Below are 20,933 nucleotides of genomic sequence, written 5' to 3' on the forward strand. Positions count from 1 at the left end.
ACTGTCTCGCCTTCCTTGCCCCGCACGGGGCTCTCATTCAAGGTGCATCAATGAACCGCAAAATGTTGTAGTAGGTGTCCCGCATCGGAACCCCATAAATGCGGGCATCCCGCCGACGTGCGGCCAGGTGCGTCACTGCCGTCCAGACGCGGTTGGTCGCTCGCCACGGTTCCGCATCGTTGCGAGCGGGGATTACCTTCTCCACTTCTCTCGCGACCAACGCATTGCGCTGAGTCGCGTCAGTGTCAGGATCGGTCGCTGCGCGGAGGAATCCGGGCAGGGCAAGTAATCGTGCGATCTTGACTTGCTCTGAATACGTCAGCGCATTGACGTCATCGATGCCGAACTGGTTTCTACGGCGGGCGATCTCGCTGGCTCCGATGATCCCTGGGCTGGCACACTCTCGGCCGATCAGCATCGGCAGGGAATCGTGCAGGACATCGCGGGGCCCCAGGTGGCGCCGAAAGTGTCGCTCTGCGGCGAGTGCAGGGTAGTAGCCGTGCAGGTCGATCTGCGGAGAGCCGAGCCACTGCCGGTGCCGTACGCAGACGAGCCCGATGCCCGCGAGCCTTCCGCGAGCGGGCTCACCCTTTGTGCAGCGGAGGCACAGAGCTCGCTCGGTCACCTCTTGGTCGAGCACGCGCTCGGGCGCGGTGAACGCATCTGATCGAAGCCCACCGAGGTCTCGCCATGCCTGCAGACGATCAGGATTGCGTCGCTGCCTAGAACGGACGACCCCACGTTCCCGCAAGGCATGTTCGATATCGGACGGCATGCAGAAGTTCCGAGCGGCGTGGCGCCGAACATAGGAGTCCAGGTTTTCGCCGTGGTATAGACGGGTGCGCACGGGGAGAGGTGCCATGCTCATTCCGCCCGCCTCAGTGGCGTTGGGGTAGCCGTGTCGACGGCGACCGTCCGCGCTGCAGCCTCCTCAGCCGCGAAATCGGTAGACGTCATATCTAGCAGCTTCCTATTGACCAGCTCCTCGCCGCTGATAATCGCGGCGATTGCTGCGTCGTTCAGCAAGGCGCGAAGTGATCCGATGGAACCGCCGGTGCGGTCGTAGAGGTAGGTCGCCTCGGTTTCGAGTGATCCGGCGGCGTGGCGTCCGAGGGGGAGGAGGGCTTCAACACCCAGAACGAGTTCGGCCCACTTGCCTCGTTGCGCCTTCGTGCCGTATTCGTACTTCCTCATCTGGTGCACGGTCATTCGGCCCTTGAGCTGGCGTCCCATATGACCGGCGAACAAATCGGCCTGCAACAGGTCGATGCCGGCGTAGATGAACGTCGCATCAAGTCGCTCCGAGAACACCTTCAGTGCTGAAGCCGCTTCGCTGCCCGCCTGGTGATTGGTCTTGAGGTTGTGTACCTCATCGACGAGGACAAGCGAAACAGACAGGCTCCGCATAACACCGACGATCTGCTCCGTGAGGTCTTGTGCCGTGGACCGGTTAGGCACGAGGAGACCAAGGAAGTTGGCGAACGCCAACATCATCATCTTCGGCGTCGTGCCCGGCGGGACGACTGTATAGACCACCGGAGCGAAGCCGTCGTCGTAACGGTTGAACTTGGCGCGCATCATCCGCTCGTGCCGACGACCGATCAGCAGGGCAGCGGTCGACTTGCCGCGACCCGCAGACCCAGAGATCGCAAGCCCACGTCGCGCGGTGGCGGACTCCGCGGAGTTCCTCGCCATCAAGACACGAGTCTGACGTGACAACGCCTCGGTATCAGGCGTCTCCAACACGACATCCGCGCCAAGCCACGCAAAACGCTCCTGGTCGTACTCCTCTCTCCGGGCAGGGGAGAGCGCATTGATTTGCTTCATAGTGAGATGCACGGGCTCGACGTTGCGTCGGTTGACAAACTCCCGCCACGCCGCCAGCGAATCGGGTACGGCCACGGCTACTCCTCGCCCTCGTCATCGATACGTCGTGCTGGCCGACGGGGTGGGGACGCAGCGGTCTCGTTGACCGCAGAAACACTCGCCAAGTGTTCCGTCTCCGCCTCTGAACGAGTTCCGTCGGTGACGGGGGAGAGCGGTGGCACCACGGGCTTGTTCACGCTGTCGCGCTTCGCCGCTCGCTGTTCCTTGACCGTGCGCGCACCACCGGTCTGGATGCGGCTGATCTCCGCGAGGACGTCAACCCCGCTGGGGGCGTCGCCGCGGCGCTCTACTGCCCGGCGGGCGGCGCGCAGAACATCGAGGGAGAACGGCGCCGGCGCCTGTTTGGCGAGGCTCCAATCGGCCTCGATCCATTCGCCCCGAAAATGGTCACGGACGAAAATCGACTGCAATCGATAGGGGTCATATCGGACTTCCCATCTGTCGTTCGCTGGGAGCGGCAAGCCGCTCTTGACGCCACGGTAGGGGTGCAGCGCTGGGCTGTCGTAGTGCAAGCTTTCGAAGTTGATGCCGTAGCCCTGGATCGTCCGGTAGGTCACCGGAAGTAAGCCGATGTAGTCGTCACGATCCAGCGCCATATTGATTGTTGGTGCGACCGAGGCCAGCGCCGCGTAGGCCTCGTTCGGGGTGAGATCCTTCTTCGGCATCGCGGGGTGGCGGAGTCCTGGGTGGGGCTTGTTCTGCCATACCGCGACGATCCAGAGATCCAGCAAGTTCTGTGCCTCGGCCAGCGTCCAGATAGCTTCCGCCTGAGGCGATGCGCCGCGGTTCACGACGTTGCGTCCGACGTACCCGGCGAGGTATTGGGTGAATCCGCTGTTGATCGCCGCAAAGACTCGCTCAACGTGGGGTTTATCGGTAGGCGTGCGGGGCGCGGCCTTGGTCACGCTGATCTGCAATCGCTCGCATGCATTGAGGAAAGTGGAGCCGACGTAGACCTTGCCGCGGTCTACGGTGATCGACTCGGGCACGATCACGGGTTTGGCCGCAACGCTGGTCCGAATTTCTTCGTCGCCCTGGATCATGCCGGCGGGAAGGATGGAACGTGAAAATGCTACGGATGGTTGCCATCCGGGCTGCATCGGTAGGGGCGTGAGTGCCCGGGCGAGAAGTACTGCGGCGTCGACGCTCTTGGTAGCGACAGGCCGCAGAATCGCTGCGCACAAGGTTCGCGTGGCGATGTCGAGCATCACCGTGAGGTCCACACGTCCAGTGGACCCATCGGGGTAGATGACCAACAGATCCATTGGCGTGCTGTCGACTTCGGTAAGTTCACCAGGCCGCGATGGCGCCTGGCGCCCCCATGTTCGGTTCGGTCGGTTGGCTTGTGTTCGCCGAGTTGTCGCATTTCCGAAGGGATGCCGAGATTTCTCGAGATTGTCCAGCGCGCGATACAGAGTCGAACGCGAGGGCACCGGCAAGCCCAGCTGGGTAGCTTCTAAGCTGACCTGCTTGATTACGCGAGAGCGAGTTCCGGTCGAGAGGTTCGTTTGCGCCCTTACGGCGTTTTCGAGCAGAGATGCGACTGCTGGCTCGATTCGCCCGGTCGGAGAGGCCTGCCTCTGTATGCGTCCGTCGACCAGGCCGGCAACACCGTCATTGCGATACGCCTTGATGTAACGCTCCAGACTCCGGAAGCCGATGGCTGTATTAGCCGCCGCCAGCTCGGACACCTTCGCAGCAATCCGTTCCTTGAGTGGAAGATTGGGGTCGTACTCCCGACGGGACGGCGGTGCATCTTCCTCGTTGTGGCCGTCGAGATCCGCTGGAGGGGTACCGGTAAGCACTTCGACGACATGGCGACGGAGGAAGAGAACGCGTCGGCGAGCCTCAGGGTCGAGCGTCTCCAAGACCGCAGCCGAGTCAAGGCGGGGAAGCCGGTCTGGAACGTCAGGGAGAAAGCTGTCGTCGCCGAGCAGTTCGGCGACTCCGATCCGGCGAATCCGGCCTGACATAAGGTCTTTCAGCGCTAGCTCCGGGCCGTCCTGGGCTACGACCTGCCAAGTTTGGCCGTCATATTGCAGGCAGTCGAATAGGCGAACGGACTTCATGCCCACACCTGGCTGGACATCGACAACGTCCGGCTCAGATCCGTCGACAGGATCTGACGCCATATCAGGTGCAGCACGTTGGCCGTTAGGAGGTCGGTGCTCAGACACGTCGCTGTGCTCAGGCGGCGGAGACCGTCGTGCAGCGAAAGTGGCCTTTCGAAGCAGTCTCGGATCAACTCGGCAGTGTCCATGGAGGGAGCGTTGCGGTCATGCCGGTATCCGGCGAGCCAGCGCAGGTTGCGCGCATGCTCTGACGCAAGTCCGGTGAAGACCTCATATTGCCAACCGATTTCGTCGCATGCATTGCGCGTCAGGGCGAACTGTTCGGCATTCTTCTCGGCTCGCTCCGAAGGCCGAACGTCAACAACCCGTCCGTCACCGCCGGAAAGCCGAACGAAGAAGTCAGGTACATGGTCGTGATGACCGCTTGTGCCTCGTGGCCACAGCAGTGCCAACGGCTGAGCCGCGATGGCAACGACGTCGGTCGCGGTATCTGCCGACAGTAGGTACTCACGCTCGAGGAGGGACTCGAAGTCAACGTGCCCACGGTTTGTGCTTGACCAGTACAGGCCCTCGTAGTTCCGTTTGCCCGGCCAGGAGAAGAACTCACGGATCGGGGTCGCACGCTCGACCCGCACCGACCCGACGTCGGGCGACAGCGGCATGTTCTGAACGGTCCCGTCGACGCACGCCAGCACCCGCGTAACGTCCGTGGCGTTCCGCGGTAGCGAACGCAGACGTGGAGCTGCCATCTGGCCCCCTTTGAACCACCTGCCGGGAGGTTACAGTCGCGGTCCGACAGTACCGCCAGCTTTACTGAGAAAACAGCAACACGCCGAAGTCCGCCAGATATTTTGCGAAAACCGCCATCTATATCGAGACAGGACAGGGACCGTTGATTCATCTGCTGCAATATGCGGTACTTTACCTGACATAATGTCGCTTATCGGTATTCAGATGAACTCACTCGCACATCTTGCGCGCAGTTGTCTCAGGCAGCCGACGGCAGTTCCGTCACAGTGACGGATCGATTCGCCGGGGCCCCCACAGCCGACCTTCAATGCAACAATCCCACAGCCGGAACGTCGAGACCATGGTCTTGCGGTTGGGTTCCCGCATGCCCGGGCAACGGGCGATCCATTACGTCACTGTGACGCAGTATGGCGATCCCCCTTTGCAGTAAGCACCGCTTCCCGATCTGCGCCGGGTTCGGCCCTTGGTTGCCTGATAGAACCGCACGGAAGAGGAAAGCAATTGCCGGCCCTCGGGGGTGTTCATCCGCCCTTGACACAGCGGGGCGGCGTGTGTAGCGATATTACTTGCGGGGGGGTAATGGGCACGCCACCGGACGCGCCATTCCTTGCAGCTGCGTACACCTGTGAATGGAGTCTGTTATGGGTTGGAACGGGCCGGAATCCCTGGGGGGAAACTTGGCTCAAAATGGATTGAGTGCCGTCTCTTGGCGACCCGGTCGCCTCGACATCTTTGGCATTGGCACTGACCGCAGACTTAAGCACTGGTGGTACGAGAACGGTTGGGGTCGCGAGTCCCTGGGGGGAAACTTGTTGGCTCACAACGGACTGAGTGCCGTCTCTTGGCGACCCGGTCGCCTCGACATCTTTGGCATTGGCACTGACCGCAGACTTAAGCACTGGTGGTACGACAATGCTTGGGGTAACGAGCCCTGGCCAGGCTGGCCAGAGTCCTTGGGGGGAAATTTAATAGGCGAAATTGGTGGTCCACTGAGTGCCGTCTCTTGGCGTGCCGGTCGACTCGACATCTTCGGCATTTCTGCCGACAACGCCACGCTCCAGCACTGGTGGTACGAGAACGGTTGGGGTCACAACGCACAACCAGAGTCTCTGGGGGGCAGATTAATTGGCGCTCCACTAAGTGCTGTCTCTTGGCGTGCCGGTCGGCTCGACATCTTCGGCGTTTCTGCTGACAACGCCACGCTCCAACACTGGTGGTACGAGAACGGTTGGGGTCACAACGCACAACCAGAGTCCCTGGGGGGCAGATTAATTGGCGCTCCACTAAGTGCTGTCTCTTGGCGTGCCGGTCGGCTCGACATCTTCGGCGTTTCTGCTGACAACGCCACGCTCCAACACTGGTGGTACGAGAACGGTTGGGGTCAAGAGTCTCTGGGGGGCCGATTGACAGGTACTACTCCTGGACTGAGTGCCGTCTCGTGGGGTGCCGGTCGGCTAGACATTTTCGCTGGTGCCGCGACGCTTCAGCACTGGTGGTACGACAATGGTTGGGGTCACAACGCACGGCCGGAGTCCCTCGGGGGCTCTTCTGTCGGTGCGCGCGGTGGACTGAGTGCAGTCTCGTGGCAAGCAGGTCGCTTAGACGTCTTTGGCGTGGGCACTGACAGTACGCTTCGGCACTGGTGGTACTCCTAGCGGACCCAAGGCCACCTAATCGCGTCGGGCACCGGAGCCGCTATGGCTGGCTCCAAGAACTGCTCCAACGCGGGCCCGAAATCCCTGCTGGACAGCCCACGCAGGTGCAGCAACGGCAGCGGCGATCTGCGGGGACTTGCGTGGCCAGGCTGGCAGGAACCACAAGACATGGAAGGCGCCCCTTCGCCGGACTCAATGAGAACGGACAAAAGTGAACTCGCACAATGCTCTGTGACAAATGTGATCGAAACCACGAAGACCCGCTCAATATAGTTGTCGCACAGCGGGTCAAAGAATATGGCCTGTGACACATCGACCGACCAAAGACAGCGCAGGTCACGGCGCTGATTTTCGGGCCGCCGGCGCTTCGTGCCCTATAAGGACCGCAAGTGAGTCGCCTCGTGTGTCCAACGCTGGTCCAGTTCGGCATTCCGGTGCCCGAATAGCCTCCTCTCTGCCTTATCACCAGATCCCGCGCCGGTTTGCGCTAGACCGTCGCGCGTCATCGGCTGGAGCTCGGGCCAGGACGCAGGGGTTTCTAACACGCTTGTAACGTCGGGTGATATTGGCGAAATGGCTGGTCCATAGCGTATACAGCCATGTCGACAGCGACGGCTACAGCCATGGATACCGAGCACGCCGCTCGGTTATGTGATTCGGTCTACACGACGCTGCGTGCGGAGTTGATGAACGGTGCTGTGCCGCTGTATCAGCGAATCACGGAGCCGAAAGTGGCGGCCCGGTTCAGGATGTCGCGCACCCCGGTACGCGAGGCATTGGCCCGGTTGTGTGCTGATGGGTTGTTGCAACGCCAGGAGTTCGGGTTCAGTCCGGTGCGGCCGAGCATTCCGCTGATCCGTGATCTGTATGAGCTGCGGATTACATTGGAACTAGCCGGGATTCAGCGGGCGATCACCAACCCCGGTGTGGCGCATGACCGAGAGATCCTGCTGGCCGAAATGCAACGCTGGAAGGCACTGCGAGCAGATCCCCCCGTGCAGGAGCCTGGTTTTGTAGTGGTCGACGAACAGTTTCATGTCGCGCTGCTGACCGCGGCCGGCAACGGCGAGTTGGTGCGGACGCTGGAGTCGGTCAACGCCCGTATCCGGCATGTCCGGATGTATGACTTCATGGTCAACAACCGCATCGAGGTCACCATCGCCGAGCATCTGGAAATCCTCGACGCGGTACTGGCCGGCGGGCTTGACCAGGCACGCGACCTGTTGCATCGACACATCGGTGAGTCGCTGGACGTGGTATTGGACCGGGTCACCCGCGCGATCGTGGCGATGTCGTTGGCGAGCGAACAGGAGTGACGCGGTGAGTCTGAATTTCGACACGGTGCTGGTGGCCAACCGCGGCGAGATCGCATGCCGAATCATGCGCAGCGCGGCCGCTCTGGGATTGAAGACAGTGGCGGTGTATTCCGATGCTGATGGCGGTGCGGCACATGTGCAGATGGCTGATGTGGCGGTGCGGCTGGGTCCTGGCCCGGCGGCCCAGTCGTACCTGCGGGCAGACCTGGTCATCGAGGCAGCCCTGCAAACCGGGGCGGGAGCGATTCATCCAGGCTATGGGTTCTTATCGGAGAACAGCGATTTCGCAAGGGCCGCAACCGCGGCCGGGGTCGTGTTCGTCGGGCCCACACCGGAGCAACTGCAGATTTTCGGTGACAAGCACACTGCCCGCGAGGCCGCGCGGTCGGCGGGGGTGCCGCTGCTGGCCGGCAGCGGCCTGCTCGACTCGGTCGAGCACGCTGTCGCCGAAGCCGACCGGGTCGGTTTTCCGGTGATGATCAAGGCGGTGGGCGGCGGCGGCGGGATCGGCATGCAGGCCTGCCACAACGCCCAGCAGCTGCGCGCTGCCTATGACCGGGTGCAACGGTTGGCCGCGGCCAACTTCTCGGCCGACGGCGTGTTCTTGGAGCGATTCATCACCCGCGCCCGGCATGTGGAGGTCCAGGTGTTCGGGGACGGCGCCGGCCGGGTGCTCAGCCTGGGCACCCGGGACTGCACGCTGCAGCGGCGCAACCAGAAAGTGATCGAGGAAGCACCAGCCCCGCTACTGCCCGAGGAGGTGGCCGACGAGTTGACGACCGCCTCGCGGGCGTTGGCGGCATCGGTCGACTATCGCTCGGCTGGCACCGTGGAGTTCGTTTACGACGCCGATCGCAGCGTGGCATCATTTCTCGAGGTCAACGCCCGGCTGCAGGTCGAGCATCCAGTCACCGAAGCCATCACCGGCGTGGATCTGGTGACCTGGATGCTGCGGGCCGCCGGCGGCGACACGGCCATGCTCGACGAACTGCCGGACACCGGCCCGCCGCAGCGCGGCTGGGCCGTGGAGGCCCGCGTCTATGCCGAGGATCCCGGTCATGGCCACCGCCCCAGCGCTGGCCTAGTCACGGCGGCACGGTTTCCCACCGATGCCCGGGTGGACACCTGGATTGACACTGGCACCGACGTCAGCGCCTTCTACGATCCGCTGCTGGCTAAAGTGATCGCGCCGGGGACCACCCGCGATGAGGCACTGGACCGGTTGGCGTCCGCACTGGCCGATACCCGGATTTATGGGGTGCAGACCAATCTTCCGCAGCTGCGCGCCGCCACCGACGATGCGGTGTTTCGCGCCGCGGCCCACACCACCGCGACACTGCCGGAGGTGACGTGGTCACACCGCCGCATCGATGTGTTGCGGGCGGGCACGATGACCACCGTGCAGGACTATCCCGGGCGGATCGGCTTGTGGGAGGTAGGAATTCCGCCGTCAGGGCCGATGGATGACCTGTCGTTCACCCTGGCCAACACCGCGGTGGGAAATCCCGGCACAGCGCCGGGACTGGAATGCACCCTGCACGGACCACGACTGCGGTTTTCCGGGCCCGCGGTGATCTGTGTCACCGGTGCACCAACCACGGTGACTATCGACGAGACACCCGTGCCGATGTGGGAGCCAGTCGACGTCAGCGCCGGGGCGGTGCTGGACATCGCCGCCCCCACCGACACCGGGCTGCGCACCTATCTGGCGGTGCGCGGCGGCATCGACGCCCCCGCCTATCACGGCAGCGCCGCCACGTTCACCCTGGGCGGATTCGGCGGTATCACGGGCAAAGCCCTGGCTGACGGCGATGTCCTTGGAATCGCCCCGATCGATCCGGACTCGCTGCACCCACCACACCCGGTCCCGATCGAGCAGCGGCCCCGGTTCACCCATGCCTGGCAACTCGCCGTCGGCGAAGGCCCCCAGACAGCACCGTCCTACTTCACCGACGCCGACATGACCCAGTTCTATGACCATCCGTGGCGGGTGGGCAGCCACGCCAACCGCACCGGAATCCGGCTGCAAGGACCCAAGCCGGTGTGGTCGCGCAGCGACGGCGGCGACGCCGGCCTGCATCCATCCAACCTCCACGACAACCCCTACAGTGTCGGGGCGCTGAACGTCAGCGGAGATACCCCAATCCTGCTCGGCCCCGACGGTCCCAGCCTGGGCGGGTTCGCCTGCCCGCTGACTGTGGTGGCCGGACACCGCTGGCAGCTGGGCCAGCTGCGCCCGGGTGACACCGTGCAGTTCGTGCCTGTCGATGACGACACCGCCACCACACTGCGCACCACCGCCGCCCGAGCGCCTGGCACCGTCACCAACTCTGGTGCGGCGCTGGCCGATCGGGGAATCCTCGGTACCCTCGACGGTGACGGCGACCGGCCCTCAGTGGCTTATCTGCGCGGCGGCGATGACAATATCCTCGTCGAGTACGGCGACATGGTGCTCGACCTGGGTTTGCGGATGCGAGTGCACGCCCTGACCCAGGCACTCGCCGCGGCCGCCCCCGCAGGGGTCATCGATGTCACCCCCGGAGTGCGATCACTGCACATCCACACCGACCCAGACGTGCTGCCGCAACGGCGGCTGCTCGGTCTGTTGACCGAGTTGGAACACGACCTGCCCGCCACGGGCGACCTGGTCGTGCCCAGCCGCTCCATCCGCCTGCCCTTGTCGTTTGACGACCCCTCGATCAGGGAGGCGATCGGCCGGTACAGGAGCGGGGTGCGCGACAGTGCACCGTGGTTGCCATCCAACGTCGAATTCATCCGCCGGATCAACGGCCTCGACAGCATCGACGATGTACGCCAAACAGTGTTCGACGCCCAATACCTGGTCCTGGGACTGGGAGATGTGTATCTCGGTGCGCCGCTGGCGGTTCCGCTCGACCCACGCCACCGGCTGGTGACCACCAAATACAACCCGGCACGCACCTGGACCCCGGCCGATGCGGTCGGGATCGGCGGCAAATACCTGTGCGTGTACGGGATGGCCTCACCCGGCGGCTACCAACTGGTCGGCCGCACCATCCCCATCTGGTCCAGCTACCGCCAGCACCCCCCATTCGAACCCGGCATTCCGTGGCTGTTTCGGTTCTTCGACCGCATCGTGTGGGAACCAGTCACCGCCGACCAACTCGACGAGCAACGCGCCGCCGCCCGCGCCGGCCGCCTCGACATCGAAATCACCGACGGCGCTTTCGCGCTGGCCCACTATCGCCACTTCCTGACCGAAGACGCCGACTCCATCGCCGCGTTCGAAACCCGCCAGGCCGCCGCGTTCGCCGCCGAACGCCGCGCCTGGCAACAGGCCGGTGAATTCGACCGCGATATCACCGACACCGTCACCGTGGCCGAGCCCGACGACACCGCGCTGGCCGGCCTACCACCCGGAGCCCACGTCATTACCGCACCCATGGTCGGCAACGTGTGGCGTATCGACATCGAAGAAGGACAACATGTCATCGAAGGCGATACCGTAGCCGTGCTGGAAGCCATGAAACTTGAACTACCCGTGCCTAGCCCGACCACCGGCACCGTCCTGCGGGTGCTCGCCGCACCCGGCAACCCGGTGCAACCCGGCACCCCGCTGGCCGTGATCGGAGCCACGCCATGACCACCCACCCGGACACCACCGTCCAGCCCATTCCGACCGACCGGGTCCACGCTGCCTACCAGCGCATCGCCGAGACCGACCGACCCGAAGTATGGATCACGCTGCGCGACAAAGCCGACACGTTGACCGATGCGGCCACCGTGCAACAGCGTGTCGCCGCCGGAGAATGGCTGCCGCTGGCCGGGCTGCTGGTCGCGGTCAAAGACAACATCGACGTCGCCGGACTGCCCACCACCGCGGCCTGCCCCGACTTCGTCTACACCCCCGACACCACCGCCGCCGCCGTACAACGGCTGATCGACGCCGGGGCGATCATCCTCGGCAAGACCAACCTCGACCAGTTCGCTACCGGCCTGGTCGGCACTCGCAGCCCCTATGGTGCGGTGCGCAATGCGAATCACCCCGAACTGATCTCCGGTGGATCCAGTTCAGGGTCGGCGGTCGCGGTCGCACTCGGCATCGCCGATCTCGGGATCGGCACCGACACCGCCGGCTCAGGGCGGGTCCCCGCCGCCCTCAACGGCATCATCGGGATCAAACCCACCCTTGGAATCATCCCCACTCACGGTGTTGTGCCCGCCTGCGCCGACTACGACGCCCTCACCGTATTCGCGGCCGACCTGACCACCTCAGCCACCGCCGCAGCAATCATGGCCGGCCCCGACCCACGCGACCCCCGCAGCCGCAGCTGGCCCGCTGATGTTGCCCTGGCCGCCCCCGAGCAGCCCACCCTCGCCATCCCGGCACCGGCCAACCTCACCGACCTGAGCGTCGGCTACCACGACGCGTTCGAGCAGACCATCGAGGCCTGCGCCACCGCCGGGTTCAAAATCGACACCGTCGATATCACCGTGCTGCTCGAGGCGGCCCGACTGCTCTACGACGGCGCGATCGTGGTCGAACGCTACGCCGCCGTCGGCGAATTCCTTGCCACCACACCACCTAGCGCCGACCCCACCGTTACCGCGATCATCACCGCAGCCCGCGACACCACTGGTGCTGGCTTCGCCGCCGACCTCAATTCCCTGGTCTACGCCCGCGCTGCAGCAGCCGATCTACTGGCCGGATTCGATGCGCTGCTGTTGCCCACCACCACCGAACATCCCACCCTGGCTGCCGTAGCAGCCGACCCGGTCACCATCAACACCCGTATGGGCACCTACACCAACTTTTGTAACCTGCTCGACCTGGCCGCCGTCGCCGTGCCCGCTAGGCCCCTGCCCGACGGGAAGCCGTTCGGGGTCATGCTCGTCGGGCCCACCTTCAGCGACCAGGTCCTCATCGACCTGGCCGCACGCCTCACCCACACCACCGCGCCGCTGCTAGTTGACCACGGCGTCGCACTGGCGGTGTTCGGGGCCCACTTGCGGGGCCAACCCCTACACCACCAGCTCGACAAGCTCGGCGCTCGCTACCTGCGAGACATCCGTACCAGCGACGCCTACCGCCTCACCGCACTAGCCACCACACCACCCAAGCCCGGCCTCATCCGCACGAGTCCGGGCCGCGGTGCTTCGATCCAGGGTGAGCTCTACCAGCTCTCAGAAGCGGGGCTCGGCCGATTCCTGGCCGTCCTGCCCACACCCATGGCTCTGACCAGTGTCGAACTCGACGACGGCAGCACAGTTGTGGGGTTCACTGCTACCCATGACGCCACCACCGCCGCCATCGACATCACCGAACACGGCAGCTGGACACGGTATCTCGCCCACCGAACCGCGCAACGCAAGGACCATCACTAGGACCGCCGCTTTGCGCTCGACCAGTATCTGAGCTTGGTCGGCGGCGGCTAATCGCCGAGATGCGAAGTGATGCCACGCTCGGCTGAATTTCCAACGAACCCACGAGCGCAGCCACTAAGCTGTCTGATCAGCCATAGTTTGCGGCGCGCGGCCGTGGGGAGGGATATGGCAAGGCAACAGGATGAACTGCTGACGCGATGGACTGCTGAGTCCGCAGCCCAATCTCCGATTTCTTCTGTCGCGCCATCGATTTCCCTTCCCAAGGGTGGCGGCGCGATCCGCGGCATCGGCGAGAAGTTTGCCGCCAACCCGGTCACCGGCACCGCCTCGATGACGGTGCCAATCGCCACGTCGCCCGGTCGGGCCGGTCTCGGTCCTCAGCTTGCGCTGTCGTACGATTCCGGCGCAGGTAACGGGCCGTTCGGCTTTGGTTGGACGCTCAGTCTGCCCGCCGTCACACGCAAGACCGACAAGGGATTGCCGCGCTACCGTGATGCCGAAGAGTCCGACGTCTTCATGCTGGCGGGCGTCGACGACCTGGTGCCCGAGTTCGATGCCAGCGGTCATCGGTTCGAGGATCAAACGACGGCTCCTGGCTACACGGTGCACCGCTATCGCCCGCGTATCGAAGCCGCCTTCGCGCGCACCGAGCGCTGGACGCGCCATAGCGACGGGGACGTGCATTGGCGTGCGCTGTCGCGCGAAAACGTCCTCACGATCTACGGCAGAGACGCCAATTCACGGATCGCCGACCCGGCCGACCCACGCCGAGTCTTCAGTTGGTTGATCAGCGAGTCGCGCGATGACAAGGGCAACGCCATCCTCTACGACTACAAACCGGAAGACGGCGCGGCGGTGGATCTGGCACAGTCCTGCGAACGCAATCGCGGCGGCCCCGACAGCCCGCTGCGCACCGCGCACCGCCATCTCAAACGCATCCGCTATGGCAACCGATCGCCACTGCTCGATGAGAACGGACGTCGCCCTCCTTTCCTCTCGGCCCCCACGATGGCCGACGCCGAGTGGCTGTTCGAGGTCGTGCTGGACTATGGCGAACACGATCCCGACGCGCCGCGTCCCGACGATGCCGGCTTGTGGCCCTGTCGAAACGATCCCTTCTCGAGCCATCGGCCGGGCTTCGAGCTGCGCACCTACCGCCTCTGCCGGCGCATTCTGATGTTCCATCACTTCCCAGCCGAGGCCGATGTGGGGTCGGACTGCCTGGTGCGCTCCACCGACTTCAGCTATCGCGAGGACGACCCCGTTGCGTCATTCCTGACGTCGGTCACGCTCACCTCGTACCGGCGCAGCCAGACCGGCTATCTCCGTAAGTCGTTGCCACCCGTCGACTTCGGCTACAACCAGCCTGTCGTCGGCGAACAGGTTCACGACGTCGATGACGATAGCCTGGACAATCTCCCGGACGGCGTAGCGGGCGTTGCGTGCCACTGGCTCGACCTCGACGGCGAGGGCCTGACCGGCGTCCTGGCCGGGCAGGCGGCCGGTTGGTTCTACAAGCGCAACGAATCGATGTTGACCCGCGACGCGACCACGGGCGCCCCCTCCGCGCGCCTCGCGCCGGTCGAAAGGATTGAGCCGCAGCCTCTGGACAGCGTGCCGGCGGCAGGCCAACGGCAATTCCTCGACCTTGCCGGCGACGGCCATCTCGACCTGGTGACCCTGGCGCCGCCGGTAGCGGGTTTTCACGAGCGCGATGACGAACGCGGCTGGAGTCCCTTTCACGCGTTCGAGTCGATGCCCAATGTCGCGTGGACCGATCCCGGCCTCAGGTTCGTCGATCTGACGGGCGACGGCCACGCCGACATCCTGCTCGCCGAGAACCACGCCTTCACGTGGCACCCGTCATTGGCCGAAACAGGTTTTGGCCCACCGCAATCCGTTGCCACCGCAACAGACGAGGAACGTGGCCCGCGGGTGGTATTCACCGACCGCACCGAGACGATTCTCCTCGCCGACATGTCGGGCGATGGATTGAGCGACATCATGCGCATCCGCAACGGCGATGTGTGCTACTGGCCCAACCTCGGCTACGGCAGGTTCGGCACGAAGGTGGCCATGGACGGCGCACCGTGGTTCGACTCCCCCGACCAGTTCGATCCGCGCCGCCTGCGCCTGGCCGACATCGACGGCTCTGGCGTCACCGACATCATCTACCTGGGCCGCGATCGAATCCGCTTCTGGTTCAACCTGTCCGGTAACGGTTGGAGCGACGCGCGCGAGCTGGCCGCCTTTCCCACCGTGGACAACGTCGCCACCGTCGCAGCCGTCGACCTGCTCGGCAACGGCACGGCGTGTCTGGTGTGGTCCTCACCACTGGAAGGGTCGGGCGGCAACGCCATGAAGTATGTACCGCTGATGGCGGAGGGCAAGCCGCATTTGCTGATCTCGACCCGCAACAACCTCGGCGCGGAAACGAGAGTGCGCTACGCGCCGTCGACGTACTTCTACCTCAAGGACAAGCGCGACGGACGGTCGTGGGTCACGCGTCTGCCCTTCCCGGTGCACGTCGTCGAACGTGTCGAAACGCTCGACCGCATCAGCCGCAATCGCTTCGTGACGCGCTATGCCTATCACCACGGCTATTTCGACGGCCCCGAGCGCGAGTTCCGCGGCTTCGGCATGGTCGAGCAGTTCGACACCGAGGAGTTCGCGGCCCTCAGCACCGACGACACGTTTCCCGACGCTGTCAACATCGACACCGCGTCGCACGTGCCGCCCGTGCACACCAAAACCTGGTTTCATACCGGCGCCTTCATCGGTGCCGAGAAGATCGAGCGCCGCTACGAATGCGACTACTTCCATGACGAGGGCGTGCCGCCACTGCCCGACACGCAGCTGCCGACCACAGTCAAGCGACGCGACGGCGCCGAACAGCCGTGCCGCCTTTCCACCGAGGAGATGCGTCAAGCCTGTCGTGCACTCAAGGGTGCAATGCTTCGGCAGGAGGTCTACGCGCGCGACGGCAGCGACGTGGAAGGGCTCCCCTACCGGGTGACGGAAAACAACTACACGATCGAGCTATTGCAGCCGAGCAGCCCGAACCGGCACGCCGTGTTCTTCACGCATGCCCGCGAGGCGGTCACGCTCCAGTACGAACGCAAGCTTTACGACGTCGGCGCAACCAAACAGACCGACCCTCGGATCACGCATGTCGTCACGCTCGCGACCGATGGATACGGCAACGTGCTGCGGACGGCGACGATCGCCTATGGCCGCCGAATCGACGATCCGCTGTTGTCCGCCGAAGACCGTCAGAAGCAGAGCACCACCCTCATCGTCTATACCGAGAGGGACCATACCAACGCCGTAGCGACCACCGAGAACCATCGTGCGCCGCTGCCGGCCGAAACTCGGGGCTATGAAATCCTCGCGCTCTCACCGATTGTGGACCAAGGGTTGTTTGGCTTCGACGCGCTACAAGAGCAGTTGCAACTAGCGAGCGACGGCAGCCACGATCTGGCGTACGAAGACTTCGACGCTGCGAGCGCGGCCGATGAACCCCACCGGCGCCTGATCGAGCACACACGCACCCTCTACCGACGCGACGACCTCGCCGGACCGCTTCCATTGGGCGAGATCGAAACGTACGCACTGCCTTTCGAGAACTACAACAAGGCGTTCACGCTGGGCCTCGCGCACGCGACGTATGTGGCGAGCGGCAAGCTCCTAGAAGCGGAGCTGGGCGCTGACCTTGTCGAGGGGGGTTACGTCCAGGTCGAAGGTGATACGGGTTGGTGGATGCCGTCCGGCCGGATATTCCTTGCTCCTGAGCCGGGCGCGACAGCCGCACAAGAACTCTCCGTCGCCCGCCAGCATTTCTTCATGCCGCGTCGCTTCCGCGATCCTTTTCACAATGACACTCGAGTCCGTTACGACGACTATGACCTGCTGGCGCTGGAAACCGCCGATGCACTGCAGAACAAGCTCACGGTTGGCGAACGAAGCGGCACCGGCGCCGTCGAGCCCCGCATCGACTATCGCCTGCTGCAGCCGACGCTGATCACCGATCCCAACGGCAACCGCACGGCGGTCGCCTTCGACGTGCTTGGACTGGTCGCCGGCACATCGGTGATGGGAAAGCCGGACGAATCTCTCGGCGATTCGCTGCAAGACTTCGTGCCGGATCTGAGCCAGGAACAAATTGATGCCTTCTTTGCCGATCCGCGGGCCCAGGCAGCCAGCCTCCTCGGAAATGCCACCACCCGCGTCATATATGACAACGACCGATACTTCCGCTCCGGCGATCCGGCCCAACCCACCTTCGTCGCCACGATCGCACGCGAGCATCACATGAGCGATCTCGCACCGGGTGCGGTGTCACCGATGCAAGTCGCCTTTGGATACAGCGATGGCTTCGCCCGCGAGACCCAGCGGAAGACCCAGGCGGAACCCGGCCCTGTCGAGGATGGCGGTCCGAATGTCACTGCGCGCTGGGTCGGCAGCGGCTGGACCGTCTTTGACAACAAGGCCAACCCGGTCCGTCGGTACGAACCATTCTTCAGCGCCAGCCATTGGTTCGAGTTCGCCCGGGCTCTCGGTGTCAGCGCGACGCTGTTCTACGACCCGCTCGGACGGGTGGCGGCCGCGCTGCACCCCAATCACACGTTCGAAAAGACGCTATTCGCCCCTTGGCGGCACGAGACTTGGGACGTCAACGACACTGTGGCGCTCGATCCGCTCACCGACACCGACGTCAGTCAATACTTCATGCGGCTGGCGCCAGCCGCCTACTCGCCGACCTGGTTGGCCATGCGGACCCAACCGGCGTTCGCTGCGCTAGCCCACCAACGTTGGCCGGATGCCGCCGTTCGCACAGCCGAGAGCCGTGCTGCCGAACAGGCTGTCGCACACGCACATACGCCGACTGTCAGGCATTTCGACGTGTTGGGACGAACGTTTCTGACTCTGTTGGACAACGGAGCGGCCACTAAGCAGGTGACCCGAGTGGACCTCGACATCGAAGGCAATCAGCGTGCTGTCATTGACGCCAAGGGGCGCATCGTCATGCGCTACGCCTACGATTTGGCGGGCAACCGTACCTACCAGGCCAGCATGGACGCGGGCGAGCGTTGGGCGTTGCACGACGTCTCCGCCAAGCCCATCCGTGCCTGGGACAGTCGTTCCGTCGTGCGACGACTGACCTATGACGAACTTCGGCGCCCGATGGAACTGTTTGTGACCGAAGGGACCAACGAGCGACTCGTACAACGGACGGTCTATGGCGAACAGCAAGGCGACGCCGCCAATCATCGCACTCGCATCTTCCAGGAGTTCGATGGTGCGGGCTTCATCATCAGAGACACCTACGACTTCAAGGGGAATCTGCTCCAGGGCCGACGCCGGTACCTAGCCGACTACAAAAGCGTCGCGGACTGGCAACAGTCGCCCGCCCTCGAGACTGAGACGTTCTCAAGCAGCACAACCTATGACGCGCTCAATCGGTTGGCGACAGTTACCACGCCGGACGGCAGCACGTATCGCCCGGCATTCAACAAAGCTGGCCTGATCAAAAGCATCAACGTGCATCTTCAGGGGGCGGAATCAGCTACGCCGTTCGTAACCAACATTGACTACGACGCAAAGGGTCGGCGAACGTTCATCCACTATGCCAACGGCGTCGCTACGAGGTATGCATACGATTCTGAGACGTTCCGTCTAATCGGCGTCAACACGACCCGTAATCTTGGCTTCAACGAGTTCTCCTCACAAGTCTTTGCCGATGCGAGCAACTTGCAGGACCTGAAGTATAGCTGCGACCCTGCAGGCAACATCACCCGCATAGAAAACAGGGCATTGAGAACGACTATCCACGACAATCAGTTAGTCGAACCCGTCTGCCATTACGTTTATGACGCACTCTATCGTCTCACCGAGGCGAACGGTCGGGAGCACATCGGCCAGACGGCATTCAGCTCCGATTCTTCGGACCGGAGTTATCGGGACCACCCTTTCGCCGGGCCAAACGCGGATCCGAACGACCTGCAAGCACTGCGCAACTATATGGAGCGCTACGAATACGACGCGGTCGGAAATTTCGAGCGTGTGATCCATCACGCGAAGAATGGCGACTGGACGCGACACTACGAATACGGTGAGCCGAGCCTGATCGAACCCTTTAGGCAAAACAATCGACTAACTGGCATAGCGGTCGGCGAAACGACGGAGACCTACAGTCACGACGAACATGGAAACATCCTGACGATGCCGCATCTCGCCGAGATGACCTGGGACTTCAAGGACATGTTGAAGAGCGTGAATCTCCGGGGTGGCGGGATCGCCTACTACGTGTACGACGCAAGCGGTCGCCGCATACGAAAAATTGTGGAGCGCCAGAACGGCACGCGGCAAAAGGAGCGGCTCTATTTTGGGAGCTACGAGGTTTATCGTGAGTATGGCGGCGACGGCGGCACCGTCGCGCTCGAACGTGAAACTTTGTACGTGATGGATGATGAGCGTCGAGTTGCACTAGTCGAAACACTTACCCGGGGCAACGAGAGTACGCTCAGGCAAGAGGTGCGCTTTCAGCTCGGCGATCAACTGGATTCAACAAACCTTGAGCTGAATACAGCCGGCCAGCTGATCTCATACGAGGAATATCATCCGTACGGCACGACTTCCTACCAGGCAGCGCGGAGCGGTGCTGAGGCCAGTTCGAAACGACACAGATATACAAGTAAGGAACGTGATGAGGAGACTGGCTTTTATTATTATGGGGCGCGGTACTACGCTGCCTGGCTCGGACGGTGGGTGAGCTGCGATCCGGCGGGTATCAGCGAAGGGGTGAATCCCTTCTTGTTCGTCGTCTGCAACCCGATCGTGCTCGTAGATCCAGACGGATGGAGCCCAGAGGATGCGGCAGCGCTTCGAACCGACCTCACAAATGCCTATCTGGCACAAGCGCATTCAGCGGAGCAGCTGCGTCTTCTCAACAGCAACCTGAGTGTCCTTGAAGGCCGTCTCGACCGCCTTCAAGGCGAACATGTCTCCATGTTGCTGGAAGGAGAAACGAAACTCAGCGAATCGGAATTCGGTCAGCAGAACAAGCAGTACGAGCAGAGCATCAAGAGCACGAAACAGCAGATTGCGGGCGTGCAGCAAAAGATCGTGGAGACGACGAAAGCGCTTGGCCGCGCTACGGATAACGCCATTGCGCTGCAGAAGAAGGCTGCCAAGCTCGGTGTTGATGTCACGGAAGTCAGGAAGAGAGCTGAAACTCAGCTGTACGACGAGAAGTTGGCCAAGAAGGGCGGCGGCAAAGGCGGCGGCGGGACGAAGGGCGGTGGCGGTGGCGGCAGCGGAGGGCCGAAGGGTGGTGGTCCGGGCGGATCACCGAAGGGCGGTGCCGGCGCCGCACCGAAGGGTGGCGGAGGAAGCGGTTCCGCGGGTGGTGGCATGTTCGGTTGGGGCATGGCCATCCTGAATATGGCATTCCTGGCCTACGACATTGGTAAAGCCGAGACGCCCGAGCAGAAGGTAGATGTGCTCAAGGACACCGCACGCGACAGCGCGATCGGCGCGGGAGTCATCTTCAATCTGGCAAGAATCCCGGTAGTCGGCCTGCCGCTGGCGACCGCGGCCACCGGGTTTTCGATAGGTTACAAGGGCGGCACCATCATTGCCGAGCATGTTCCGGACCCTGTTCACGTGGCGGTCGGAGAGACAATCGCCGAGCCGGGACCAAGCGGATGGGGCGCGGGACCGACCTTCATGGATCCCTTCTTCATCCCGCTTGGGAAATTCGTCATCGGCGATGTGGACGCGCCGTCCGTGCCGCCACCCCCGGAACCCGTTCGTACATTGACGCCGCAAGAACGCAACGACGCGAAGTTGGAGAGGTTGAAGGACGCCTACTAGGCACTAGATTCATC

General features: G+C 63.5%; 8 protein-coding genes. 4 read left to right on the top strand and 4 right to left on the bottom strand.

Annotated features, from left to right (window positions below):
* Positions 1-37 precede the first annotated feature (37 nt).
* The 4 genes from AADZ55_RS12840 to AADZ55_RS12855 all read right to left on the bottom strand — a co-directional run bounded on the left by AADZ55_RS12840 (position 38) and on the right by AADZ55_RS12855 (position 4,708).
* The gene (locus AADZ55_RS12840) at positions 38-862 is read right to left on the bottom strand and encodes a hypothetical protein (protein WP_242670165.1); all 825 of its coding nucleotides are present in this window, start codon (positions 860-862) and stop codon (positions 38-40) included.
* A 2-nt stretch (positions 863-864) separates the two neighbouring features.
* On the bottom strand, positions 865-1,902 hold the full coding sequence (locus AADZ55_RS12845) for an ATP-binding protein (RefSeq protein ID WP_085325358.1): 1,038 nt from the start codon (positions 1,900-1,902) through the stop codon (positions 865-867).
* A gap of 2 nt (positions 1,903-1,904) precedes the next feature.
* Positions 1,905-3,755: a Mu transposase C-terminal domain-containing protein gene (locus AADZ55_RS12850; protein ID WP_341286193.1), complete on the bottom strand. Its 1,851-nt coding sequence runs from the start codon at positions 3,753-3,755 to the stop codon at positions 1,905-1,907.
* A gap of 197 nt (positions 3,756-3,952) precedes the next feature.
* A complete protein-coding gene (locus AADZ55_RS12855) occupies positions 3,953-4,708 on the bottom strand; it encodes a TnsA-like heteromeric transposase endonuclease subunit (protein ID WP_085325360.1) in 756 nt (251 codons plus the stop codon).
* Between the two features lie 2,255 nt (positions 4,709-6,963).
* On the opposite strand from AADZ55_RS12855, the gene AADZ55_RS12860 reads away from it, so the two are divergent.
* The 4 genes from AADZ55_RS12860 (at position 6,964) to AADZ55_RS12875 (ending at position 20,919) form a co-directional block, all read left to right on the top strand.
* Entirely contained in the window at positions 6,964-7,680 is a 717-nt protein-coding gene (locus tag AADZ55_RS12860) for a GntR family transcriptional regulator (RefSeq protein ID WP_085325361.1), read from the top strand.
* Positions 7,681-7,684: 4 nt separating this feature from the next.
* Positions 7,685-11,302 (top strand): urea carboxylase, encoded by a 3,618-nt coding sequence (gene uca, locus AADZ55_RS12865; protein WP_085325362.1) that lies wholly within the window; start codon positions 7,685-7,687, stop codon positions 11,300-11,302.
* Positions 11,299-13,044, top strand: coding sequence for an allophanate hydrolase (atzF, locus tag AADZ55_RS12870; RefSeq protein ID WP_085325363.1), 1,746 nt, complete (start codon positions 11,299-11,301; stop codon positions 13,042-13,044). The genes uca and atzF overlap by 4 nt, the downstream gene beginning before the upstream one ends.
* A gap of 165 nt (positions 13,045-13,209) precedes the next feature.
* The gene (locus tag AADZ55_RS12875) at positions 13,210-20,919 is read left to right on the top strand and encodes a SpvB/TcaC N-terminal domain-containing protein (protein ID WP_165759388.1); all 7,710 of its coding nucleotides are present in this window, start codon (positions 13,210-13,212) and stop codon (positions 20,917-20,919) included.
* The last annotated feature ends 14 nt before the right edge of the window (positions 20,920-20,933 follow it).

The sequence above is a fragment of the Mycobacterium decipiens genome, from assembly GCF_963853665.1.
GTDB classification, from domain to species: domain Bacteria; phylum Actinomycetota; class Actinomycetes; order Mycobacteriales; family Mycobacteriaceae; genus Mycobacterium; species Mycobacterium decipiens.

What these genes read in the sequence shown, in the direction of transcription:
- AADZ55_RS12875 (WP_165759388.1), top strand. Translation starts at nt 13,210, where the DNA reads ATGGCAAGGCAACAGGATGAACTGCTGACGCGATGGACTGCTGAGTCC.
- atzF (WP_085325363.1), top strand. Translation starts at nt 11,299, where the DNA reads ATGACCACCCACCCGGACACCACCGTCCAGCCCATTCCGACCGACCGG.
- AADZ55_RS12840 (WP_242670165.1), bottom strand. Translation starts at nt 862, where the DNA reads ATGGCACCTCTCCCCGTGCGCACCCGTCTATACCACGGCGAAAACCTG.
- AADZ55_RS12860 (WP_085325361.1), top strand. Translation starts at nt 6,964, where the DNA reads ATGTCGACAGCGACGGCTACAGCCATGGATACCGAGCACGCCGCTCGG.
- AADZ55_RS12855 (WP_085325360.1), bottom strand. Translation starts at nt 4,708, where the DNA reads ATGGCAGCTCCACGTCTGCGTTCGCTACCGCGGAACGCCACGGACGTT.